This window comes from Streptomyces sp. NPDC033229 (genome assembly GCF_055576875.1).
In genome coordinates, this window is record NZ_JBVIQR010000016.1 from 1 (window position 1) to 15,535 (window position 15,535).

At 73.8% G+C, this 15,535-nt stretch carries 15 protein-coding genes; 5 read left to right on the plus strand and 10 right to left on the minus strand.

Annotated features, from left to right (window positions below):
• Positions 1-186: 186 nt before the first annotated feature.
• On the plus strand, positions 187-363 hold the full coding sequence (locus ACZ53N_RS16240; RefSeq protein WP_469141499.1) for a hypothetical protein: 177 nt from the start codon (positions 187-189) through the stop codon (positions 361-363).
• 24 nt (positions 364-387) lie between these two features.
• On the opposite strand, the gene ACZ53N_RS16245 is transcribed toward ACZ53N_RS16240, so the two are convergent.
• Both ACZ53N_RS16245 and ACZ53N_RS16250 read right to left on the minus strand, forming a co-directional pair.
• Complete coding sequence (locus ACZ53N_RS16245; protein ID WP_469141500.1) at positions 388-2,037, minus strand: DNA repair helicase XPB; 1,650 nt, start codon at positions 2,035-2,037, stop codon at positions 388-390.
• 389 nt (positions 2,038-2,426) lie between these two features.
• Positions 2,427-4,943 (minus strand): helicase-associated domain-containing protein, encoded by a 2,517-nt coding sequence (locus tag ACZ53N_RS16250; RefSeq protein WP_469141501.1) that lies wholly within the window; start codon positions 4,941-4,943, stop codon positions 2,427-2,429.
• Positions 4,944-5,105: 162 nt separating this feature from the next.
• On the opposite strand from ACZ53N_RS16250, the gene ACZ53N_RS16255 reads away from it, so the two are divergent.
• Positions 5,106-6,056 carry a hypothetical protein gene (locus tag ACZ53N_RS16255; protein ID WP_469141502.1) on the plus strand — a complete coding sequence of 317 codons (951 nt, stop codon included), beginning with the start codon at positions 5,106-5,108 and terminating at the stop codon, positions 6,054-6,056.
• A 112-nt stretch (positions 6,057-6,168) separates the two neighbouring features.
• On the opposite strand, the gene ACZ53N_RS16260 is transcribed toward ACZ53N_RS16255, so the two are convergent.
• Genes ACZ53N_RS16260 through ACZ53N_RS16270 form a run of 3 tightly spaced genes read right to left on the minus strand, consistent with a single transcriptional unit; the run spans position 6,169 to position 9,136 of the window.
• Positions 6,169-7,029, minus strand: coding sequence for an ABC transporter ATP-binding protein (locus ACZ53N_RS16260; RefSeq protein ID WP_469141503.1), 861 nt, complete (start codon positions 7,027-7,029; stop codon positions 6,169-6,171).
• On the minus strand, positions 7,026-8,108 hold the full coding sequence (locus ACZ53N_RS16265; RefSeq protein ID WP_469141504.1) for a FecCD family ABC transporter permease: 1,083 nt from the start codon (positions 8,106-8,108) through the stop codon (positions 7,026-7,028). Before ACZ53N_RS16265 ends, ACZ53N_RS16260 begins: the two co-directional genes overlap by 4 nt.
• Positions 8,105-9,136, minus strand: a complete 1,032-nt coding sequence (locus ACZ53N_RS16270) for a FecCD family ABC transporter permease (RefSeq protein ID WP_469141615.1) — start codon at positions 9,134-9,136, stop codon at positions 8,105-8,107. Before ACZ53N_RS16270 ends, ACZ53N_RS16265 begins: the two co-directional genes overlap by 4 nt.
• 125 nt (positions 9,137-9,261) lie before the next feature.
• On the opposite strand from ACZ53N_RS16270, the gene ACZ53N_RS16275 reads away from it, so the two are divergent.
• Positions 9,262-9,915: an HAD family hydrolase gene (locus tag ACZ53N_RS16275; protein ID WP_469141505.1), complete on the plus strand. Its 654-nt coding sequence runs from the start codon at positions 9,262-9,264 to the stop codon at positions 9,913-9,915.
• Here ACZ53N_RS16275 and ACZ53N_RS16280 read toward each other — a convergent pair.
• On the minus strand, positions 9,876-10,130 hold the full coding sequence (locus tag ACZ53N_RS16280) for a hypothetical protein (RefSeq protein ID WP_356449491.1): 255 nt from the start codon (positions 10,128-10,130) through the stop codon (positions 9,876-9,878). The genes ACZ53N_RS16275 and ACZ53N_RS16280 overlap by 40 nt on opposite strands.
• A gap of 229 nt (positions 10,131-10,359) precedes the next feature.
• Here ACZ53N_RS16280 and ACZ53N_RS16285 point away from each other — a divergent pair, with 229 nt between their 5' ends.
• A complete protein-coding gene (locus tag ACZ53N_RS16285) occupies positions 10,360-10,743 on the plus strand; it encodes a cold-shock protein (RefSeq protein WP_130879373.1) in 384 nt (127 codons plus the stop codon).
• Between the two features lie 17 nt (positions 10,744-10,760).
• Here the strand turns inward: ACZ53N_RS16285 and ACZ53N_RS16290 are convergent, their stop codons facing one another.
• From ACZ53N_RS16290 to ACZ53N_RS16305, 4 genes are read right to left on the minus strand one after another with little or no spacing between them, the layout of a single operon-like run.
• Positions 10,761-11,612 (minus strand): 1,4-dihydroxy-6-naphthoate synthase, encoded by an 852-nt coding sequence (locus ACZ53N_RS16290; RefSeq protein WP_469141506.1) that lies wholly within the window; start codon positions 11,610-11,612, stop codon positions 10,761-10,763.
• A complete protein-coding gene (locus ACZ53N_RS16295) occupies positions 11,609-12,325 on the minus strand; it encodes a futalosine hydrolase (RefSeq protein ID WP_469141507.1) in 717 nt (238 codons plus the stop codon). The genes ACZ53N_RS16290 and ACZ53N_RS16295 overlap by 4 nt, the downstream gene beginning before the upstream one ends.
• A gap of 18 nt (positions 12,326-12,343) precedes the next feature.
• Positions 12,344-12,811, minus strand: coding sequence for a DUF2771 family protein (locus tag ACZ53N_RS16300; RefSeq protein WP_469141508.1), 468 nt, complete (start codon positions 12,809-12,811; stop codon positions 12,344-12,346).
• A gap of 26 nt (positions 12,812-12,837) precedes the next feature.
• Positions 12,838-14,277, minus strand: coding sequence for an MFS transporter (locus tag ACZ53N_RS16305; RefSeq protein WP_469141509.1), 1,440 nt, complete (start codon positions 14,275-14,277; stop codon positions 12,838-12,840).
• 351 nt (positions 14,278-14,628) lie between these two features.
• Between ACZ53N_RS16305 and ACZ53N_RS16310 the strand changes: the two genes are divergently transcribed.
• Positions 14,629-15,522, plus strand: coding sequence for a DUF3027 domain-containing protein (locus tag ACZ53N_RS16310; RefSeq protein WP_469141510.1), 894 nt, complete (start codon positions 14,629-14,631; stop codon positions 15,520-15,522).
• Positions 15,523-15,535 lie beyond the last annotated feature (13 nt).

The window sequence follows — 15,535 nt, forward strand, 5'->3', positions numbered from 1 at the left end:
CGCCGCGATCTGGCACAACCACAAGACCGGCCAGCCCGTCATACGCTCCTTGATCGCTTATGACCACTGATCACATCGGAATGACTCGTCTAGGGGACGGCATGGGCCTGGAGTCCTACGCGTGGGCAGGGGCGTTTACACCGGCAGAACGATGTCCGGGCCGGTCGGGAAAACCATCATGGACACATGACCACCGCGACCTTCACCCCCACCGCCGAGGGCGCCCGACCTGGCGCCACCGCCCCCCACTCCGAGCCCGGCCACCCGCGTCATCCGCTGGGCAGCACGATCCGCGCGATCAAGGTCTTCGCGGGGGCGGCCGTCAGCGTCGTCCTCCTCGGGGAGCACAACGGCAGGCGGTGACACCGCCGGGGCCGTGGGCTTCCCCTACGCGTCCTCGCCCGTGAGCAGCGCGTCCGCGTCGACGATCCGGTACGCGTACCCCTGCTCCGCCAGGAACCGCTGGCGGTGTGCCGCGAAGTCCTGGTCGACCGTGTCGCGCGCGACGACGGAGTAGAAGCGCGCCTCGTGGCCGTCGGCCTTCGGGCGCAGGACCCGGCCGAGACGCTGGGCCTCCTCCTGGCGCGAGCCGAACGTGCCCGAGACCTGGATGGCGACCGTGGCCTCGGGGAGGTCGATGGAGAAGTTCGCCACCTTCGAGACGACCAGCACCGAGATCTCGCCCTGGCGGAACGCGTCGAAGAGCTTCTCGCGCTGCGCGTTGGTCGTCTCGCCCTTGATGACGGGCGCGTTGAGGTGCTCGCCCAGCTCGTCGAGCTGGTCGATGTACTGGCCGATGACCAGGGTCTGCTCGCCCTGGTGCTTGGCGACCAGCGCCTCCGTGACCTTCCGCTTGGTGGCGGTCGTCGCGCAGTAGCGGTACTTCTCCTCCGTCTCGGCCGTCGCGTAGGCGAGCCGCTCCGCGTCGGTCAGATTGACGCGGACCTCGACACAGTCGGCGGGCGCGATATAGCCCTGTGCCTCGATCTCCTTCCACGGCGCGTCGAACCGCTTCGGCCCGATCAGGGAGAAGACGTCGGACTCGCGGCCGTCCTCGCGGACGAGCGTCGCGGTCAGGCCGAGGCGGCGGCGGGCCTGGAGGTCGGCGGTGAACTTGAAGACCGGCGCGGGCAGCAGGTGTACCTCGTCGTAGACGACCAGACCCCAGTCCCGGGAGTCGAACAGCTCCAGGTGCGGGTAGATGCCCTTCCGCTTCGTCGTCAGGACCTGGTACGTGGCGATGGTGACCGGCCGGATCTCCTTGCGGGTGCCGGAGTACTCGCCGATCTCGTCCTCGGTGAGCGAGGTGCGCTTGACCAGCTCGTGCTTCCACTGGCGGGCCGAGACGGTGTTGGTCACCAGGATCAGCGTGGTGGCCTTGGCCTCGGCCATGGCGCCCGCGCCGACGAGGGTCTTGCCCGCGCCGCAGGGCAGGACCACGACGCCGGAGCCGCCGTGCCAGAAGCCCTCGACGGCCTGCCGCTGGTACGGCCGCAGCGACCAGCCGCTCTCGTCCAGCTCGATGGGGTGCGCCTCGCCGTCGACGTAGCCCGCGAGGTCCTCGGCGGGCCAGCCGAGCTTGAGGAGGGTCTGCTTGATCTGACCGCGCTCGGAGGGGTGGACGGCGACGGTGTCGGGGTCGAGCCGGGCGCCGACCAGCGGCTGCACCTTCTTCGACCGCAGGATCTCCTCCAGCACCGGCCGGTCGGTGCTCTCCAGGACGAGGCCGTGGATGGGGTGCTTGACGAGCTTGAGCCGCCCGTAGCGGGCCATGGTCTCGGCGATGTCGACAAGCAGGGCGTGCGGCACGGGGTAGCGGGAGTGGGCGACGAGTGCGTCGACGACCTGCTCGGCGTCGTGGCCCGCGGCCCGGGCGTTCCACAGGCCGAGGGGGGTGATGCGGTAGGTGTGGATGTGCTCGGGAGCCCGCTCCAGCTCCGCGAAGGGGGCGATGGCGCGGCGGCAGGCGTCCGCCTGCTCGTGGTCCACCTCGAGCAGGAGTGTCTTGTCGCTCTGGACGATCAGAGGTCCGGTCACGCGCTGGGCCCTTTCGCTAGCGGTCGGCCGGTGCGGGTCCGGTCGGAACCGCACGGCCAAACCTCCAGTGTGCCGCATCCGGCGAAATGCGGGCGGGGGCCGACCGGGTCGGCGGTCGGGGGCGGGCCGGTGCGGCTGGTACCGGCCCGACCCCGACCGCCCGAGGGCGGCTAGAGGGTGATGCCGCCGCCGAGACCGATGCCGAGGGCGGCGGCCGGGGCCGCCAGGGCGGCGGTGCGAAGGGCGACGGTGGTGAAGAGGACGGTGGCGGGACGACGCATGTGCCCCCTACTTTTGGTTGCTGTCCGACAGCGCGACGTAACGAAGCGCCGGATAGCTGCCCCTGTCGCGCCGTGACAATGCGCTTTATCACCCGCAGGGGTGAGGAATCAGACCGAGTCGTCCACGAGTTCGGCCACGCCGGTGATGCGGTGCAGGGGATAGGTGCGGACCTCGTCGGCGGTGTGGTCGTACGCCGTGACGAAGCCGCCCTCCACCCGGATCGGGGCGATGACCCGCTGGCTCGCGGCACCTTCGGCGTTGACGTAGCCGATCCAGACGGCGGCGCCGGTCATGACGGCGGCCTGGACGGTGGCGAGGGTGTCGGCGGAGGAGGTGCGCGGCAGACCGCCGTCGGCGGGGGCCGGGGCGGCGGCGGGCTTGCGCTCGGCCGTGGCGGCCATGTCGCCCGCGCGGATGGCCCGGACCGCGGCGTCCAGCAGCGTGGGGCCGGGGGCGGGCGGGCCGTCCTGGACGGGGGCCGGGGCGGTGCGGGGCGGGGTGCGGCGGGCGTCGGCGCGGGTGACGACGACATCGCCCTCGGCGGACTCCGCGGCGGGCGCGTACCCCATGCCGCGCAGGCCGTCGAGGAGGGCGTCCGGGGCGATCTGCGCCGCCAGGACCGTCGGGGCGAGGCGGCGCAGCCGCAAGGGGGCGGAACGGCGGTCGGCGAGGATCTCCGCGAGGACCGCCTCGTCGTCGCAGCGCAGGTAGGAGGAGGCCGCGCCGACCCGCAGATGGCCGTGGCGGCGGGCCACGTCGTCGATCAGATACGCCAACGGCTGCGGCACGGGCGTACGCGAGTGGGTGGTGAGGAACGCCTTGAGGTCCGTCGCCGTCTGTCCGGCGTCCAGCGCGCGGCGCACCGAACCGGGCGTGAAGCGGTAGACGGTCGCCCCGCCCTTGGACTCGATGTCCGCGAGCACCCCCAGCGTCTGCGCCAGAGGCCGCTCCAGCGGGCCGGGTGCGACGGCGGTCAGGTCGGCCTGGAGCAGCACGTGGTCGAGCGGCTCGGGCAGCAGCGGCGCGAGGAGCGCGGCCGCGGCCGTCTCGACGGGCGTGGCGGCGTCCGGTACCGCGCCGGCCAGGGCGCGGCCGTGGGCGGCGAGGGCGCCGCGGCTGGTGACGCCCAGCAGATCCGCCTCGGCCAGGGTCCAGCGGGCGAGCCGGGTGCGGAGGTCCTCGGTGCCCGGGTCGGCGGAGGTGCGCGGGGGGCGTTCCCAGTGCAGCCGGTCCAGGAGTGTCGCGGGGGTGACGGAGGCGCCCGGGGGCAGGGTGGCGAGCAGGGCGAGCACCCGGCGGCGCACCTCGGGGGCCGGGCCGCGGTCCAGGTCGGGGCCGAGGGCCGCGAGGGTACGGGCCTTGGCGTCCCGCTCCCCGACGAGACCCGGGGTGCGGGTGGCCGCGAGCCAGGCCGTGGCCAGCCGCGTCCAGCGCTCCTCGGCGGGCAGCCGGAGCCAGTCGTCGTACGCGGGGGTCGGGGCGTACCGCTCGTCGACCTCGCCGTCGGAGGCCAGCAGCCCGGCCGCGTAGGCCAGCTCGACCCAGAACGCGGTGGCGGACTCGGTGGTGTCCAGGGCGGCCGCGGTGCGCTTGAGGTCGCGGACGCTCAGCCCGCCCGCCCGCAGGACCAGCGGACTGCCGCTCTCCCACTCCTTGAGGAGGTCCTCGACGACCGTCAGCGCCGTGTACGCCTGCCCGGCGGCCGTCGCGTCCACCACCCGCGGGGAGTGCTCGGTCACGGGCGCCAGCTCCGGGGCGACGGGCTCCGGCGCGCGGTGGGCGCGCCCGGCGCGCAGGTGCAGGGCCACCTCGCGGGGCAGCACCACCCCGCCGGGGCCGGTGGACAGCAGCAGCCCGCGGTCGAGCAGCCAGCGCAGATGGGAGGCGGGGTCGGCGGTCACGGTGCCGTGCGGCGGGCCCCAGAGCAGCTTGCCGAGCACGGCAGTGGCCTCGGAGGGCGCCTGGGCGAGCAGCGCCGCCATCCGCTTGCGGTCGTTGAACAGCGCGCTGAGCGCGGTGACGGCCGTCACCGGGTCGTGGGTGGCGGGCAGCCCCGCGGCGGCGACGATCTGCTGGATACGGCCCGGCGACATCCCGGCGGTTGCTTCGGCGACCGTCGGCCCCAGACCGGTGGGGGAGGGGTGGGCGGCACTGGGCGCCAGCACCTCGCGGACCGTGCGCACCAGCCGCAGCCGGTCCTCGCCGCCCCAGACGAGGGCCCGCTCGCGCAGCGTCGCCACCGCGCGCGGCAGCTCGCGCCCGATGCGCGGGTCGTCGTCCGCGTCGCCGGTCATCAGGGCGCGGAGCGTGTCGTACGGGCACGGGTCGGGCGCCACGGCGAGCGCCTCGGCGACCTGGAGGGCGAAGCGGTCCAACCGCTCCAGCGTCCGCACCACGGAGGCGCGGGTGCCGGCCCGGGTGGCGAGCTGGGTGAGGTCGCCGGGCACCGGGTTGAGCAGGTCGGGGCGGGCACGCAGCAGCGCGGCGAGCTCGGCGTCGGGGCGGGTGCGCAGCTCGTCGGCGAGCGTACGGGGGGCTCCGCGGCCGGCTTCGCCCTTACGGGGCGAGCCGCCTCCGCGGGGCGCTTTGCCCGTCTTCCCTGTCTCCCGCCGCGCAGTGGTCATTCTGTTTACGGTACCGGGTTCCGAGGGGTGGGCCCCGGGCTCCGCCGTCGGTCGTGGCGCGCGCGGGTGCCTCGTCGCGTTCCCTCCGTCGGCCCGGTGCGGAACCGGTACCTTCGGGGGGTAACGGCTGGTGGGTCTTGGCTGGGTGTTTTAGGGGATTCGGTGGGGATCGAGAGTGATCAGCTTGTTTACGACTACTTGAGCCAGGTCGGGGACCTCGCTCAGCGCAGACCGCTCACCTCCGGCGAGCGCATGCGCCTGGTCTCCCGGCTGCGCACGGAGATCGAGCGGCGCAGATCCGCCGAGGGGGCCGACTCCCCGGCCGCCGTGCGCCGGATCCTCGACGACCTGGGCTCGCCGGACGAGGCCGTCGCCGACGCGGAGGCCCCGGGCGGCGGCGGGGCCGGTGACAAGGGCCGGGTCCCGATGCCGCGCCGCGAGGGCGAGCCCGTCCGGTTCCCTGCCGCGGCGCCCCCGCACCTGGCGACCGAGGAGGAGCTGGGCCGGAGCGCCGGTGGTGACCAGGTGGACGGCTGGCAGCAGGCGGGGCCCGGGCCCTTCACGGCCGGGGACCGGGTGCACGGCTTCGTCGGCGGCATCGAGATCCCCGAAATGCTGCGGCCGCCGCCGACCCCGGCCGAACTGGCGCGGCGCGAAGCCGCCGCCCGGCCGGCGGTCGAGCGGTCCGAACAGGACGCGGAAGGCGTCGGGCGGGACGGGGACGGGGGCGAGGGGCCCGGTACGGGCCGCCCCGGGCTGTGGCGCTCGGGGGGCGGCACGCCCATGAGCCCGTTCCTGATGCTCGTCGCCGCGCTGCTGCTCGTCGGCGCCGTGCTCGGCAACTGGCTGGTGCTCGCCGCGGGCTGGGCGCTCGCCTACGTCACCCGTCGGCTCTCGCACACCGAGTCGCAGATGGCCGTCATGGTCGTCCCCGGCCTCACCGTCGCCGGTGGCATCGCCTGGCTCTGGGGCCGTGCCAACGGCCGCTGGGGCGACCCGATACCGGCGGGCGAGCTGGGCACCGCCCTCTCCGCCACCTGGCCCGTGGTCGTCCGCGTCGCCGCCGTCGCCTCGGCGCTGTTCGTGGTGTGGCGGGCCAGACGCTCCGCGTGACGGCCTCCGGCCGGGGTGCGCACCCCGCTGCGCGGGCCGTGGCGGTGCACCTCCGCTGCGCGGCGGTGTCCTCAAGCGCCGGACGGGCTGGCATTGGCTGAGCCCAGCCAAGTCAAGCCCGTCCGGCGATTGAGGACGCGCCCGCAGGGCGCTCGCCTCCCCCAGGAACCCACGGAGTGCCCGGTATCACCAGCGGACTGCCCGTCACCGGGTCCGGTACGACCACCGAGTCCAGGCCGAAGACCTCCCGCACCAGCTCCGCCGTGACGATCTCCGACGGGCGGCCCCGCGCGATCACGCGGCCCGCCTTCATCGCCACCAGATGGTCGGCGTAGCGCGCCGCCTGGTTCAGGTCGTGCAGCACCGCGACGACCGTGCGCCCGCGTTCGTGGTTGAGCTGGCGGACCAGGTCCAGCACCTCCACCTGGTGGGCGATGTCGAGGTACGTCGTCGGCTCGTCCAGCAGCAGCAGGTCCGTCTCCTGTGCCAGGGCCATCGCGATCCACACCCGCTGCCGCTGGCCGCCCGACAGCTCGTCGACGGCCCGCTCGGCGAGGGCCGACACATCCGTGCGGGCCATGGCGTCGGTGACCGCGCGCTCGTCCGTCTCCGACCACTGCTGCCACCAGCGCTGGTGCGGCTGCCGGCCGCGTGCGACGAGGTCCGCGACGGTGATGGCCTCGGGGGCCACGGGCGTCTGCGGCAGCAGCCCGAGCGACTGGGCGATCCGCCGGGTGGGGATGCGGGCCAGCTCCTCGCCGTCCAGCAGCACCGCCCCGCCCTTCGGCTTCAGCAGCCGGCCGAGCGCCCGCAGGAGCGTCGACTTCCCGCACGCGTTGGGGCCGACGACCACCGTCACCTCGCCGTCGGGGACGTCGAGGTCGAGGGCGTCCACGACCGTGCGGTCCTCGTAGGCAAGGGTCAGGGCTCGGGCGGTGAGCCTGCTCTCGGTCACGCTCCTGCTCTCGGTCACGCTTTGCCTCCGGTGCGGCTGCGAATGATCAGCCAGATCAGATACGGGGCGCCGACGGCGGCGGTCAGCACGCCCACGGGCAGTTCGGTGGGCTCGAAGAGCTTGCGGGCCAGCAGGTCCGCGAGGACCACGATGACCGCGCCCAGCAGCGCCGAGCACAGCAGCGGGATCTGCGCGGTTCGGGTCATCCGGCGGGCGATCTGCGGGGCGAGCAGCGCCACGAAGTCCACGGGACCGGCCGCGCCCGTGGCGATCGAGGCGAGCACCACGCCCAGCAGGACCAGCCCGAACCGCACCCGGCCCAGCCGCACGCCCAGGGCGGTGGCCGTGTCGTCGTCCATGGCCACCGTGCGCTGCGCCCGCGCCGCCCACAGGACGAAGGGGGCGAGCGCGAGCAGCGCCCAGAACACCGGTGTCGCCTCGTCCCAGCCGCGCCCGTTGAGCGAACCGGTCATCCACACCTGGGCCTGCTGGGCGACGAGGTAGTCGCCCTTGGTCATGAACAGATGGGTGACCGAGCGCAGCGCGACCGCGAAGCCGATGCCGATGAGCACGAAGCGCGCGGCGTGCAGCCCGCGCCGCCACGCGAAGGCGTAGACGAGGGCGGCGGCGAGCAGTCCGCCGATGACGGACAGGTACGGCAGGAAGGCGTACGAGGTGACGCCGAAGGTCATCGCGCCGACGGTCAGGGCGCTCGCGCCCTGGGTGACGCCGATGATGTCGGGGCTGGCCAGGGGGTTGCGGGAGACGGTCTGGATCAGTGCCCCGGCGACGCCGAAGGCCGCACCGATCAGCAGCCCCACGGTCATCCGGGGCAGCCGCAGCGTGCCCACGACCAGCTCGTCGGACGACGGCAGCCCGAGGACGACCTTCACGGCCTCGGAGGGCGTGACGAAGGTCTTGCCGACGCAGAGGTACGCGACGCACACGGCGGCGAGCAGCGCCACGAGAGCGAGCGCGACGGCCGCGGCCCGCCGGTGGACGAGGAACGAGCCACGACCGGCCCGCACGAGCAGATAGCCGGCGGGCCGCTGCCGCGCCTTCGCCGGAGCCGCTGCCGGGGAGACGGCGTACGTCATGCCGCCACCGCCTTGCGGCGCACCAGCGTGACGAGGAAGGGCACGCCGATCAGGGCCGTCATGACCCCCGAGGGGACCTCGCTCGGCGGGAAGAGGACGCGGCCGATGATGTCGGCGACGAGCAGCATGACGGGGCCGATGAGCGCGGCCATGGGCAGCACCCAGCGGTGGTCGGAACCGACGATCGCGCGGGCGATGTGCGGCACGGCGAGTCCGATGAAGGCGATCGGCCCGGCGGCGGCGACGCCCACGCCGGTGAGGACGGTGGCGCCGAGACCGCCGACGATCCGGACGGTCGCGACGTTCTGCCCGAGGCCCTTGGCGACGTCCTCGCCGAGCGCGAGGGCGTCGAGCCCGCGTGCCACGGACACCACCATCACCATGCCCACCAGCAGGAATGGCCAGATCTGCTCGACGATCTCGGGTTTACGGCCGGCGAGCGAGCCGACCTGCCAGAAGCGGAAATCGTCCAGCACGCGCGCGTGGGTGGTGAGGATCGCGTGGATGACCGAGACCAGCAGCGCGTTGATCGCGGCGCCCGCGAGCGCGAGCTTGACCGGCGAGGCGCCGCCGCGGCCACGGGAGGCGATGGCGTACACCGCGACGCCCGCGATCCCCGCGCCCGCGAAGGCCCACCACACGAAGCCCGTCAGGGAGTGCACCCCGGCGACGGAGAGGGCCAGGACGACACCCACCGAGGCACCCTGGCTGATGCCGAGGATGCCGGGGTCGGCGATCGGATTGCGGGTGAGGCCCTGCATGGCCGTGCCCGCCACGGCCAGCGCGGCGCCGACCATCAGGCCGATGAGGGTGCGGGGCAGCCGCATCTCCCGCACGACGGTGGCCGTGGTGTCCGTGCCGCCGTGCAGCAGCGCGTCGAAAAGCTCGGACGGCGGGGTCGGGCGGGCGCCCACGGCGAGACTGAGCGCCACCGCGACCAGCAGGGCGACGGCCGCGGCCGCCGTCCAGCCGACGCGGCGGCGGATCACGGGGGACCCGGGGCTGCTGATCGGGACGGCGGCTGACATCGCTTCCACTTCGCGCTCGAAAAATTCGCGGTCGTACATGCCGAGAACGCTGAGGGCGGGCGGACCGAGGCCCCAACTTAGGCGAGGCTTAGTCTACGGGTGGGGCCGGCGGCAGAATGTGGGGCATGACCTCGCTCCCGCGCACGCACCGGTTCACGGTCGGCTTCGACCTCGATCTCACGCTGGTCGACTCCAAGCCCGGCATCAGAGCCGCGTACGAGTCCCTGGTCGCCACCACCGGGACGCCCATCGACATCGACCTCGTCTGCGGCCGGCTCGGCCCGCCGCTCGAGCACGAGCTGCTCAACTGGTTCCCCGCGGAGAAGGTCGACTGGGCCGCCGACATCTACCGGGCCGCGTACCCGAAGCTCGGGATCGCCCCGTCACCTGCCATGCCCGGCGCCCGTGAGGCCATCGCCGCGGTCCAGGAGCTGGGCGGGCGGACGATCGTCGTCACCGCCAAGTACCCGGTCAACGCCCGTCTCCACCTCGACCACCTCGGCCTCGCGCCCGACGTCCTCATCGGCGACCTGTGGGCCGAGGACAAGGCGCTGGCGCTGCGCGAGCACGGCGCGAGCGTCTACGTCGGCGACCACGTCGGCGATGTGCGCGGCGCGCGTACGGCCGGTGCGCTGTCCGTGGCGGTCGCGACCGGGCCGTGCGACGTGGACGAACTGCGCGCGGCGGGTGCCGATGTGCTGCTCGCCGACCTCACGGCCTTCCCGGCCTGGCTGCGCGACTACCGGGCGGCGACGGACCCGGCGGCCTCCCGCGCCTGACGGCGCTGCTCCGCGATCGACCGCAGCACCCCGGCCCCCGCGACGAGGAAGCCGACGCCCATCAGCATGCACACGAAGTACGCGGCCGGGGGCAGCGGATCGACGCCCAGGAAGAGCGGCGCGACCGTCGCCAGGGTGGCGACCGCGCCCACGAGGAAGACGATGGCGCCGACGCGTACCAGCAGATCCCCGGCTCGGGGCGTTTCGTTGCTCACCCGACCAGGGTAGATCCCTACCGGTCGGCGTGGACTCCATCGCCGTACGACCGGACAGACGCCAGATGCGCAGAGGTACCACCCGGGGACGTCTTGTCACCGGGCCCGGGACCATTAGCCTTGGGGGTAGCGGGTCTTGCGACCCGCTGTCGTGCTATCCAGAGCTGTTTTGCCGTTGTTTTTTGCAGTTTCCGGCGTTTCCCGACGAGATACGAGGACGAGGACAGACGTGCCTACCGGCAAGGTCAAGTGGTTCAACAGTGAGAAGGGCTTCGGCTTTCTCTCCCGTGACGACGGCGAGGACGTCTTCGTCCACTCCTCGGTGCTTCCGGCCGGGGTCGACACCCTCAAGCCCGGCCAGCGGGTGGAGTTCGGTGTCGTGGCCGGCCAGCGCGGCGACCAGGCGCTCACGGTGACGCTCCTCGACCCCGCCCCGTCGGTAGCGGCCGCGCAGCGCCGCAAGCCCGACGAACTGGCCTCGATCGTCCAGGACCTCACCACACTCCTGGAGAACGTCACCCAGCAGCTGGAGCGCGGCCGTTACCCGGACAAGGCGCACGGCGCCAAGATCGCGGGCATGCTGCGCGCGGTCGCCGACCAGATGGACGTCTGAGCGGCACGGAAGGCGGCCTACGGAAAAGCGAGCGCGTCACGGCCGAGGGGCGGTACGAGCCCCTCGGCCGCGGCACGCGTGAGCAGGCCGCGCACCGCCGCGTAGCCGGCCTCGCCGAGGCCGGCGGTGAATTCGTTGACGTACAGCCCGATGTGCTGGTCCGCGACCGCCGGGTCCATCTCCTGCGCGTGCTCCAGCACATACGGCCGTGAGGCCAGCGGGTCGTCCCAGGCCATGCGCACCGACGTCCGCGCCGCCTCGGCCAGTTCGCGCAGTCGCGCGGCACCCAGCGAGCGCTTGGCGATGATCGCGCCGAGCGGGATGGGCAGCCCGGTGGTGGACTCCCAGTGCTCACCCATGTCGGCGAGGCAGGTCAGCCCGTAGTCCTGATACGTGAACCGCGCCTCGTGGATCACCAGACCCGCGTCCACCTTGCCGTCCCGGACCGCGGGCATGATCTCGTGGAACGGCAGCACGACGACCTCGCCGACGCCGCCGGGCACCTCGGTGGCGGCCCACAGTCGGAAGAGCAGATACGCGGTCGAGCGCTCGCTCGGCACGGCGACCGTCTTCCCGGCCAGGTCGGCGGCGCTGCCACCGCCGGTGGTCAGCACCAGCGGCCCGCAGCCCCGGCCGAGCGCACCGCCGCACGGCAGCAGCGCGTACTCCTCCAGCACCCACGGCAGCACCGCGTACGACACCTTCAGGACGTCGAACTCGCCGCGCTCGGCCATGCCGTTGGTGATGTCGATGTCCGCGAACGTGACGTCCAGGGCGGGCGCGCCCGGCACCCGGCCGTGCGCCCAGGCGTCGAAGACGAAGGTGTCGTTCGGGCAGGGCGAATACGCGATCTTCAGCGGCTCGCTCATCGGGTGACCTCGGCTTTCTCGGCGGGTGGCACGATCAGCGCGGACGGGATCCGCCGGAACGCGTCCGTGAGCGCGGCCAGCGCGTCACCGATCCGCCAGGCGGCCCGGTCACGCGGCCCGACCGCGTTGGAGACGGCACGCAGCTCCAGCGCCGGCACCCCGTGCGCGGCGGCGGCCTCGGCGACCCCGAACCCCTCCATGGCCTCGGCGAGCGCCTGAGGGTGGCGTGCCGTCAGCTCCGCGGCCCGCTCGGCGGTCCCCGTCGCCGTGGAGACGGTCAGCACCTCACCGCGTGCCGCCCCGGTCGCCTCGGCCACGGCCCGTACGAGCGCGTCGGGGGACCGGTGGCCGGTAGCCCCGAAACCCAGCTCGGCGGTCGACCGGAAGCCGTCGGCCGTCTGCGCGCCCAGATCGGCTGCGACGATCGCCTCGGACACGACGAGGGAGGCCAGGGGCGCGCCGGGCTGGAAACCGCCCGCGATGCCCGCGGAGACCACCAGGTCGTAGCGCTCCCCGGCCAGCTCGGCGGCGGTCAGCGCGGTCGCGGCCCCCGCCGCCGCGGCGGCGGGGCCGACACCGGCGGCCAGCACGTCGAAGCGCGCCGTGCGGTGCAACGTCGCACCGCCCGGCAGCGGGACCTCGGTGTGGCGCGGCGAAGCGGCCGTCACCGCGTCACGCTCGGCGGGTACGGCCGTCACCACGAGTACGCGCATCAGCGGGCCCCGGCGACTTCAGTCGCTGTCGAGTTCGAGCTTGACGTTCCACACGCCGTCGCTCGTGACCACGGAGAGGACGGTGGTCTCCTCCATGCGCTGGGCCTGCCGGTTGACGAAGAGCGACTGGCCGTCCAGGGACGTGTAGGTCTGCTTCGTCTGGGCGGTCTTCTGCTGGCCGCCCGTGGCCACGATCCAGCCCTCGTCGGCGATCTTCGGCTCGACGCCGACGCGCACCTTGTCGCCCGGCTTCACCTTGATGGTCTTGGGTGCCTTGCTCGCCAGGCACTTGGTCAGCGCGGCCTCGTCGAGCTTGGTGCCCTCGTCGAGGCAGACGGCCTCGGTGGTCACCGTGTTCGTACCCACGGTCACGGTCGCCAGCGGCGTCGGCTTGTCGCAGGCGGAGAGGGCGACGAGCCCGAAGGTCACGGCACCGACGGCGGCAGCGGCACGGCGGCGCTTGCCTCGGATAAACGCAGCGGTCATACGGGCAGGCTATCGGGCCCGTCCGCTCACGCCACGCGCGGGTGCGGCGAGGCGCGCCGGGCGGCCGTCAGCAGGCCCCGCACGGCGGTCGCCACGCCGAGCGCGAGGAACCCCGCCGCGACCGACATGCCCAGCGTGCCGTTGAGCGGCAGCAGGATGCCGATCGCCCCGCCGACCACCCAGGACATCTGCAGCAGCGTCTCGGAACGGGCGAACGCCGACGTCCGCACCTCCTCCGGCACGTCCCGCTGGATCAGCGAGTCCAGCGACTGCTTGCCGAGCGCCTGCGAGATGCCCGCGACGGCCGCCACGGCACCGATCGCGACCGGGCTGTAGAGGACGGCCGCGGTGACCACCATCGCCAGGGACACGGACAGCACCAGCGCGATCATCGCCTCCGGCCCGCGCGAGCGCAGCAGCGCGCCGATGGCCGTGCCCAGCGCGTTCCCGCCGCCCGCCGCGACCGCGACGACACCCAGCGACATGGCCGGGCTCAGCCCCCCGAGCGGGTGAACCCGGAGCATGAAGGCCAGGAAGAAGGTGAGGAAGCCCGACAGCATGCGCATCGCGCTGTTCGCCTGGAGGCCGTGCAGCACCGAGCTGCCCACCGTCCGCAGCCCGGGTTTCCTCTCCTTCCTCGTCTGGTTCCCCTGTTTCCCGTTCTTCTCCGGCTTCCCGTTCCTCTCGGGCTTCCCGGCCCGCGGGTGGCGGATCGAGATCGGCCGGTGCTCGCCCGACACCAGGCGCGCCCGGGCCTCCCCCTTCGCCGAGTCGACCTTGTGCGGCAGCGAGAAGGACAGGAAGGTGCCGAGCGCGAACACCGCGCACGCCCCGTACAGCGGATACTCCGGCCCCAGCTGATGCAGCCCCGCGCCCAGCGGGGCCGCCAGTCCCGTGGCCAGCAGGCCCCCGAGCGTCACCCGGGAATTCGCCTTGACCAGCGAAATGCGCGGTGGCAGCAGCCGGGGCACCACGGCGGAGCGCACCACCCCGTACGCCTTCGAGGCCACCAGCACGCCGAGGGCCGCCGGATACAGCTCCAGGCCGCCCGTCGCCACCGCGCCCGACATAGTCAGCGCGAGCAGCGCCCGGGTCAGCATCGCGCCCGCCATCGCCGCCCGGCGGCCGTGCGGGATGCGGTCCAGCAGCGGCCCGATCACCGGGGCGAGCAGCGCGAACGGTGCCATGGTGACCGCCAGGTACAGCGCCACCCGCCCGCGCGCCTGGTCGGTGGGGACGGAGAAGAAGACCGTGGACGCCAGCGCGATCGTGATCATCATGTCGCCGGCGGAGTTCACCGCGTGCAGCTCGATCAGTTTGCCGAGCCCGGACTCGCCCGCGCCGTGCGCGTGCGTGGCTTTACGGACCCCCCGGGCCGCTCCCGTGAAAGGGCTGCGCAGAACCCGGCCGACGCCCCGGCCGGCACGGCGGAGCGGGCCGCCTTCGGCTGACCGGATGGCTCCCACCACGCCATACTGCCCCAACTCACACCGACGATGGCACTTTCGGCGCATCGGCGGCTCGGCTCCGGGCCGCGGCGGCCCGGCCTCCGGGCAGACCGCGACGAGGCTCGCCGCAGCCCGGCTATCCCCCGCACGGCCGCGCGGGGTAGCGTGCGTAGCGCGCCACCGGCGGTCGTTCTTGGCCGCGCCCCGAGTCTCGATCCCGCAGAATGGGAGTGACTAGGTGCGCCCGAGGCCGTTCGGGCGCGGACGTCGACGCGGTCCTGCGGTCCGCTCCGTCCGCCGACCCGGCCGTTCGGCTGGCGCACTCGTGAGACGGCGTGGAAGAGAGACAAGATTCTTGTGAGTGCTGCGATGCGAAGCCGTACCCCGGACCGCCTGTGCGCCGAGGCGGTCGAACTCGCCCGTACGGCGGCCGAAGAGGCCGCGCTGCCCGGGATGGTCGGCGAGCACATCGAGGTCGCCGTCGACGGGGACCGCGTCGTCACCCACTACTTCGCCTGCGAGGACCCCGCGTACCGCGGCTGGCGCTGGGCCGTCACCGTCACCCGGGCCTCCCGCGCCAAGGTCGTCACCCTCGACGAGTCGGTGCTGCTGCCGGGTCCCGACGCCCTCCTGGCACCCGAATGGGTGCCCTGGAGCGAGCGGCTGCGCCCCGGCGACATGGGCCCCGGCGATCTGCTGCCCACCGAGGCCGACGATCTGCGCCTGGAGCCGGGCTGGACCGGTGAGGACGTCCCGCCGCCGAACTCCGCCGTCTCCGCGGAGATGGCCGAGCTCGCCGAGGCGGAGGACGCCGACATCACGGCCGGCCCGCCCTCCGCGCAGCCCACCACGCCCCTGCGCGGCACGATCGCGGCGGTCGCCGAGGAGCTCGGCCTGCGCCGCGCCCGCGTCCTCTCCCGCTACGGCCTGCACACCGCGGCCGACCGCTGGGACGAGACCCACGGCGCCAAGACCCCCATGGCCCAGGCGGCCCCCGCGTCCTGCGAGAGCTGCGGCTTCCTGGCCCGTATCGGTGGCTCCCTGGGCCAGGCGTTCGGCGTCTGCGCCAACGAATTCGGCCCGGCGGACGGCCACGTCGTCTCCCTCGCCTACGGCTGCGGAGGCCACTCCGAGGCCGCGGTCATGCCGAAGCCGCCACGGCCGTCCGAGCCGGTGGTCGACGAGACGCTGGTGGATCCGTGGCCGCTGCGGCATGAGGCGGGCTCGGAGGACGAGTCCTCGGAGGACCTCGGGCACGCCTGACCCTTCGGGGTCG